We start from the raw sequence: 6,533 nt of genomic DNA, 5'->3' as shown, positions 1-6,533 counted from the left end.
CGGGTTTCATCGGCTATTTCTACATCCTGACCTTCATCATCGGCTTTGGTGCGGTGATGATGGTGGCCCCCAATCCGTTGTATATGGATACCGTCAAAGGGGTGCTGGTCGGTGGTAACAACATGGCCGCCATTCATTTGGCCCATGCCACCGGTGGCGACCTCTTCCTGGGCTTCATCTCCGCCGTGGCTTTTGCCACCATTCTGGCGGTGGTCTCCGGGTTGACCCTGGCTGGCGCTTCGGCGGTTTCCCATGACATTTTTGCCAACGCCATCTGCGGCGGCAAGGTCAACGAAGCCACCGAAATGAAGGTGTCGAAAATTTCCGCCCTGGTGATCGGCGTGATTGCCATCTGGTTGGGGATTCAGTTCGAGAAGCAGAACGTGGCCTTTATGGTCGGCTTGGCCTTTGCCATCGCCGCCTCAGCCAACTTCCCGATCCTCTTCCTCTCCATCCATTGGAAAGGTCTCACCACCCGTGGTGCCATGATCGGTGGTACCCTGGGTCTGGTCACCACGGTGACCATGGTGGTGCTCTCCAAAACCGTTTGGGTGGATGTTTTTGGTAACAAAGCGCCTCTGTTTCCCTACAAGGATCCGGCCCTGTTCTCGATGAGCTTGGCATTCCTTGGCTGCTGGATCTTCTCCAAACTGGATTTCAGCGAGCAGGCAAAAATAGAGCGGGCGCGCTTTGATGCCCAGCAAGTGCGTTGCGAAATTGGCATCGGTATCAACGAAGTTTCCAAGCACTGATTCACCGTTGTACACGCTCAGGACTCCCCGCCGTTTGGGGAGTCCTGAGACTCTCGTTGATATTGTCTCCCATCTCTTCAGGTGTGGCAGGCGGCCATGAACAAAGTCCGTGAATGGGATTCAGAGGGTTCGGTAACCTCCGTCCTGACCTCCCGAATTCGAGATCTCAATCTGACCAAGCCGGTCATTTTGGACGATGTGACCACGATTCGTGAGGCGGCGCAGCAGATGCGCGCCCGCCGAATCGATAGCGTCCTGGTGTGTCGCGAAGGCCAGCATGGCATCGTCACCAGTGCCGATATTCGCGATGCCTTGGCCCTTTCCCAATTGCCTGTCGATACGCCAATCTATGAAATTGCTTCCTGGAATCTGGTAACCGCCTCCTCGGACGAGTTATTGTTCAAGGCGCTGTTGTTGATGACCAAGTGGGGCGTCAATCGTCTGGTGGTGGGGACATCAGAAAATGTGTTGGCCACCCTGGGGCTTACCGAACTCCTCTCCTATTTGACCAACCATGCCTCGTTAAGTATTCAGCGTATTCATCAGGCCACGTCGATTGATGAACTGGCAGGTGCCGTGCAGCACCAAAGCCATTGGGTCAACTCCCTGTTTTCCAAGGGGATGCAGGTCCGCTATATCGGCCGTCTGGTCCGGGAGTTGGACCGCCATATTTATGTCAAAGTCGCCCGTTTGATTACCACGCCAGAGGTGTTGGAGCACCTGTGTGTCTTGGTGCTCGGCAGTGAAGGGCGGGGTGAACAGATCGTCAAAACCGATCAGGATAACGCCTTGATTGTCGATGATATGTTGCCTGCGGTGGAGATGGAACATTTTCGCCATGCCTTCACCGATGCTCTGCTGAAGTTGGGGTATCCCCCCTGTCCGGGCAACGTCATGATGAGTAATCCGTTGTGGGGCAGTGGTCTGCGCGCTTTCCAACAGCGCATGAACACCTGGATTGATAATCCGACCCCGGATAATTTGATGCAATTAGCCATTTGTTATGATGCACGCGCAGTGGTGGGGGAAGTTAAACTGTTTCGGGCCGCACGCGATTATTTATTGACCAGTTTACCTGCCGATCCCATTTTTTATGGCCATTTTTCCCTGCCGGTACTCAACTTTAAAACACCGTTGGGGATCTTTAAACGTTTTATCGTCGAAAAAGGAACCAAACAAGGGCAAATTGATCTAAAACGGGGGGGGATCTTTCCGATTGTGCATGGTGCGCGCAGCTTGGCCTTGGAGCAAAGATTACGCGATCCCAGCACAATCCGGCGCATTCGTGGCTTGATCCGCAAAGGTGCTTTGGAGGCTTCGATGGGTAATGATTTGATCGATGCCTTTGATTTTATGTCCGGGTTGCGTATTCGTACCCGCTTGCGCAACCAGGAACACGATAAACCAGGCACCGATCATCTGTTGCTGAGCAGTTTGGGCCGTTTGGATCGTGAAAAGTTGCGCGACTGCTTTGAAATCGTTGACCGCTTCAAACAGTTGTTGACCCATCATTTTCGTTTACGTTCGCTGCAATAGGGCTAGACAGAGGGTATGGTTATGCCGGTAGAGATTTTGATCGTCGATGATGCACCTAATATTGTGCTTTCTCTCGAATTTCTCATGAAAAAAGAGGGGTTTTCCGTGCGCTCGGCCAGCGATGGTGAAGAGGCTTTGCGGGCCGTTGCGGAAAAAAAACCGGATTTGGTGTTGCTGGATGTGATGATGCCAAAGCGCAACGGTTATGATGTGTGTGAAGCAATTCGAGCGGATCCCGCGCTGCATGGTGTCCGTATCATCATGCTGACCGCCAAAGGTCGAGAGGTGGAGCAGGAAAAGGGGTTGGCGTTGGGCGCCGATGACTATGTGACCAAACCGTTTTCCACCCGTGAATTGGTGGTCAAAGTGCGTACCCTGCTTGGTCTGCAGAGTGAGAGTGGCGTGTGAGTAGTCGCGGTAAATTTTGGAGCGTTTTACTGCTGTTTTTCTTGCTGGCCATGGCGATCGTGGCAGGCGTGGTGTGGGTGCTGATGCGTGAAATGCCCGCCATCGAAAACGATGTTTTTCTTTGGCTGCAAAAGGTATTTATCTTCGCACTGTTTGCCTTTTTTTGTCTTTCCCTCCTGTTGTTACAAATTTGGAGTTGGCTTGATCGCGTTTTGATCAGGCCCTTGTCCCAATTGGATCGCAGTATGGCCATCATGGCCAATGCGGATCCCCATCACCAACTTTCGCTGCGATCGGATCATTTGTTGGGAGAGTTGCCGACGGCAGCACGCCAGTTGGCGTCGGCACTGTTTTTTACCCGTCGTCAGGTCAAAGAGGCTTTGACCCACGGTATGGATGGTTTGGAACGACTGGAAAGGGTCATTAAACATTTACATGTGGGGTTGGTAGTGATCAACGGCGAGGCGGGCATTTTGTTGTACAATGCCGCTGCCCAAAATCTGTTTCGCCACCGCGCAGAGTTTCTTGGGCTTGGGCGATCCTTTTATGAGTTGTGTGCCCGCATGCCTGTCGAAACCACCATGACCTTGTTAACCCACTGCAATAATCAACAAGAGTGCTCGGTAGGCAATGGGGTGCGCTTTTTTTGTGCCATGGTGCAGGATGATCGCATGTTGGATTGCCGCATGAGCCTATTGCCGGTTGAGGGTGGCAAAGAAAAAAAAATGCAATTTGTGATCACTCTGGAAGAGGCATCACAAAGCATGGCCGCCTTGCGCCAGGGTGATTTGTTGCTCCATCACGGTCTGGAAAATATGCGGGGTCCGGTGGCCAATCTGCGCGCCGCCGTCGAAATGATGCTGCTGCATCCTGAAATGGAAACAGACATGTTCCGCCAGTTTGTCCAGGTGATCCATGATGAGGGCGAACTGTTGTCGCTGTTCGGTGGCTTTTCACCGGAATCCCTCAAGGATCGTATCCAGGATGCGCAGAGCTGCGCGGTGATCACCTCGGATGAGGGTGTGCGTGGCGCCAAAAAAATTCCCTTGCGTGTCAACGTGGATGAGGCGATCAAATCCTGTCCGTCGGTCCATACCGTGGTGACTGTGCGCCTGACCGGTGGCAGTGTGCCCATGGATCCGGCCCGCGATATCTGGTATCACGAAGCCGTGGCTGCCGCCGATCCGGTCTGCCCCGCCGAACCCATGGACGCCGAAGATCCGTTGTTCATCCTCTACACCTCTGGCTCCACCGGCAAGCCCAAGGGCGTGTTGCACACCACGGGCGGTTACCTCCTCTACGCCAGCATCACCCATCGCTATGTCTTCGATTACCAGGATGGTGAAGTCTACTGGTGCACAGCCGATGTGGGTTGGATTACCGGCCACAGCTATATCGTCTATGGTCCGCTCGCCAATGGGGCAACCACCCTGATCTTTGAAGGTGTGCCCACCTATCCCGATGCCGGTCGTTTCTGGCAGGTGATCGACAAACATCAGGTCAATATCTTCTACACCGCGCCCACGGCCATCCGCTCTTTGATGGCCCAGGGGGACAGCCTCGTCAAAAAAAGCAGCCGCAAATCGTTGCGTCTGTTGGGTTCGGTGGGTGAGCCCATCAATCCAGAAGCCTGGGAGTGGTATTATCACGTTGTGGGTGATGCCCGTTGCCCGATCGTGGATACCTGGTGGCAGACCGAGACCGGCGGTATCATGATCACCCCCTTGCCCGGTGCTACCCCCACCAAACCCGGTTCGGCAACCCTGCCCTTCTTCGGTATCGTACCGGAAGTGGTCGATGAAAAGGGTGTCAAACAGGAAGGCGCAACCTCCGGTATCCTGACCATCACCCAGCCCTGGCCCGGTATGATGCGCACGGTCTACGGCGATCATGCCCGTTTTTTCAATACCTATTTTGCCGCATATCCGGGACGTTACTTCCCTGGAGACGGTTGCCGCCGCGACGAAGACGGCTATCACTGGATCACAGGCCGTGTTGATGATATTATCATCGTTTCCGGCCATAATTTGGGGACCGCAGAAATTGAATCGGCGCTGGTTCTGCACGAAAAAGTGGCCGAAGCAGCCGTTGTTGGTTATCCCCACGCCATCAAAGGTCAAGGCATCTATGCCTTCGTGACCCTGATGGTCGGTGAGGAGCCCACCGATGCGCTGCGCAAGGAGTTGGGAGCCTTGGTTCGTAAAGAGATCGGACCCATCGCCCACATCGACATCATGCAATGGGCACCAGGATTGCCCAAAACCCGTTCCGGAAAAATCATGCGCCGTATTTTGCGCAAGATCGCCTCCAACGAGTTGGACAGCCTGGGGGATACCACGACTCTTGCCGATCCCAGTGTGGTGCAGACGTTGATCAACGAGCGGCAACCAACATGACAACCCGGTGACGGTCACCCGGTTGTGCAGGAGCAGTAATTTAGCCGATGGCCCTCGAAGAGGGGGGGTGTGCCATCACCTCATCAACACTAAACTGGAGTATTCGTTATGAGCAACGAGTCCGTGGATAGTGAGGTTATTAAGCGGATCAAAGCAAACCCGAAATATCTGGAACTGGTCATTCGCCGTTCCTGCTTTGCTTGGATCCTGAGCGTGACGATGTTGATAATCTACTATGCGTTCATTGTTGTCGTGGCCTTTTGGCCCAAATCGCTGGGTACCAAAATCTCTGCGGATAGCGTCATCTCGGTTGGAATTCCGCTTGGGGTGGCAATCATTCTCTCAGCGTTTGTCCTGACCGGATTCTATGTCCGTCGGGCCAATAGCAAGTATGATACGCTGATCCATGAAATCAAGGAGGAGTTGAAATGAATCAACTGACAGGAGCTTTGTTGGCACTGCCGGTTGCCTTGTGGGGTTCAGTCGCCTGGGCGGCAGAGCCGGGCAGATCTGAGTCTGGTTTGAACGTGACCGCCATTGTTATGTTCTTCATTTTTGTCATCGTCACCTTGGGCATCACCTATTGGGCGGCTTCTCGTACCAAGAGTGCCAAAGATTTTTATGCGGCAGGCGGTGGTATTACCGGTTTCCAGAATGGTTTGGCCATCGCGGGTGACTATATGTCGGCGGCTTCCTTCCTGGGAATTTCCGCCATGGTGTTTGCCAAAGGGTATGATGGATTGATCTATTCCATCGGCTTCCTGGTTGGCTGGCCGGTCATTCTTTTCTTGATGGCCGAACAGTTGCGTAACCTGGGGCGCTACACTTTTGCCGATATTGTCTCTTTCCGGTTGTCGCAGGTGCCGATTCGCACCTTGTCGGCCATGGGGACTCTGTGCACCGTCATCCTCTACCTGATTGCCCAGATGGTGGGTGCCGGTCAGTTGATCAAGACCCTGTTCGGTTTGCCCTATGAATATGCGGTGATTGTGGTCGGCTGCTTGATGGTGCTGTACGTGGCCTTTGGTGGCATGATCGCCACCACCTGGGTGCAAATCATCAAGGCGGTGCTGCTGCTGACTGGGGCCTCGTTTATCGCCCTGGTGGCCCTCAACCACACCGGTTTCAATCTGGAACTCTTCTTCAAAACGGCTATGGAGGGCATCAAAACCAGTGCCTTGGCCGATCACAAGAAGATTGTTGCTGACAACAAGGATCTCTTCGCCCCAGGGGGGTTGGTGAACGACCCCATCTCCGCAATCTCCTTGGGCTTGGCCTTGATGTTTGGTACCGCCGGTTTGCCGCACATTCTGATGCGTTTCTTTACGGTTCCCAATGCCAAAGAGGCCCGCAAGTCTGTGTTTTATGCCACGGGTTTCATCGGCTATTTCTACATCCTGACCTTCATCATCGGCTTTGGTGCGGTGATGATGGTGGCCCC

6 protein-coding genes are annotated in these 6,533 nt (G+C 53.9%); all 6 read left to right on the top strand.

The features are described 5' to 3' along the window. The coding region (locus tag EJP87_RS12830; RefSeq protein WP_265332126.1) for a sodium:solute symporter family transporter at positions 1-752 on the top strand (752 nt) is incomplete at its 5' end. A gap of 96 nt (positions 753-848) precedes the next feature. After that, complete coding sequence (locus EJP87_RS12825; protein ID WP_130472268.1) at positions 849-2,288, top strand: putative nucleotidyltransferase substrate binding domain-containing protein; 1,440 nt, start codon at positions 849-851, stop codon at positions 2,286-2,288. Between the two features lie 21 nt (positions 2,289-2,309). Then, positions 2,310-2,696: a response regulator transcription factor gene (locus EJP87_RS12820; RefSeq protein ID WP_130472267.1), complete on the top strand. Its 387-nt coding sequence runs from the start codon at positions 2,310-2,312 to the stop codon at positions 2,694-2,696. Beyond that, on the top strand, positions 2,693-5,092 hold the full coding sequence (gene acs / locus EJP87_RS12815; protein WP_227657624.1) for an acetate--CoA ligase: 2,400 nt from the start codon (positions 2,693-2,695) through the stop codon (positions 5,090-5,092). Before EJP87_RS12820 ends, acs begins: the two co-directional genes overlap by 4 nt. Before the next feature lie 108 nt (positions 5,093-5,200). Beyond that, positions 5,201-5,524, top strand: coding sequence for a DUF485 domain-containing protein (locus EJP87_RS12810; protein ID WP_130472266.1), 324 nt, complete (start codon positions 5,201-5,203; stop codon positions 5,522-5,524). After that, positions 5,521-6,533, top strand: a 1,013-nt coding sequence (locus EJP87_RS12805) for a sodium:solute symporter family transporter (protein ID WP_130472265.1), incomplete at its 3' end; no start/stop codon positions are given. The genes EJP87_RS12810 and EJP87_RS12805, both read left to right, overlap by 4 nt.

Origin of the sequence: Candidatus Magnetaquicoccus inordinatus (assembly GCF_004217665.1) — a bacterium.
In the GTDB taxonomy this organism is placed as follows: Bacteria; Pseudomonadota; Magnetococcia; order Magnetococcales; family Magnetaquicoccaceae; genus Magnetaquicoccus; species Magnetaquicoccus inordinatus.
The sequence above is the reverse complement of the archived record's forward strand: the minus strand, read 5'-3'. Positions and strand labels throughout refer to the sequence as shown.